Raw genomic sequence first — 1,107 nt, forward strand, 5'->3', positions numbered from 1 at the left:
GCTGGCGGACTACGTGGGCTCGGCGGACCTGCGGCAGCAGCTGCGCACTGAGGAGCCACTAAAGTATCGACTGGCAGCCGTATTTGAACAGCTAGAAACACCGCTGCTGCTGGTGCTAGATGACTTTGAACAAAATCTAGAGCTGGTAGGCGACCGGCATCGGCTACTGCCGGGAGTGGCAGAGATGCTCAGCAGCATGATCTGGGCGGTCCGTCAGACAGAAAGCGACCATCGGCTGCTGCTCACCTGCCGGTATGAGTTTGAGTTTAGTGGACTGTCAGCGCTGTATCGGCAGCCATTGGCAACGCTAAAGGGAGCCAACCTAGAGAAAAAGTGTCAGCGACTGGACGCATTTCAACCCAAGTCGCGGGTGGATACCGTGCTGCAGGTCAAAGCCAAGACACTCTCCGATGGCAATCCACGTTTGCTGGAGTGGCTGTCAAAGGTGTTAGTGGATGTTACAACCGATGCCGAGACAATCCTGGCCGCCATGGCGGAGAAGACCGAGGAATTTCGAGAAAATATTTTAGCAGAGACATTGCTATCCCAGCAGTCGGACGAGATACGGGCACTCTTGACCCGTGGATTGATTTATCAGCTACCCGTACCGAGGGAGGCGATGGTCGCCGTAGGCACGGAAGAAGCAGAACAGCACATTGGTCGAGCAGTGGCGCTGGGGCTAATGGAACAGAATGCGGATGACAGCTTGCGAGTGCCACGGGTGTTGCCATTGGAGGTGCCAGAGGATGAAGAACTGGCAGGGCTGGCAGCGAAGGAGCTTTATCGACTGTGGTGGGAAGCGGCAGAGAGTTCTAGCGAGGCCCAGCGGTTAGAGATGCATCGGCTAGCGATAATGGGAGAAGAGGGAGAGATTGCAGCGGAGATTGCTTACCAGTTGGCTGGACAATTTAGAGGCAAAAGCCGATATAAAGAAGCCGTTAATCTCTGTCAAAAGTCTCTTCAGGTAACTACAAGCCACAGGCTTTCCCATGAATTAGCGACCTCTGCAAGAGAAATTGGTGAGGTTGACTTGGCATCAACGTTTTTTGACCAAGCCCTAGAGACCTGTCCTGATGCTGACTTTTCCTATTAAGTCTGGTTCGCTAG

Annotated in this window: 1 protein-coding gene; it reads left to right on the forward strand. The window is 53.8% G+C overall.

Annotated elements, in window-relative coordinates; genetic code table 11:
- Window positions 1-1,093: hypothetical protein (locus tag IQ260_RS30715; protein ID WP_228016584.1), on the forward strand; the 1,093-nt coding region annotated here is incomplete at its 5' end.
- Window positions 1,094-1,107 lie beyond the last annotated feature (14 nt).

This window comes from Leptolyngbya cf. ectocarpi LEGE 11479 (genome assembly GCF_015207065.1).
In the GTDB taxonomy this organism is placed as follows: domain Bacteria; phylum Cyanobacteriota; class Cyanobacteriia; order Phormidesmidales; family Phormidesmidaceae; genus Leptothoe; species Leptothoe ectocarpi.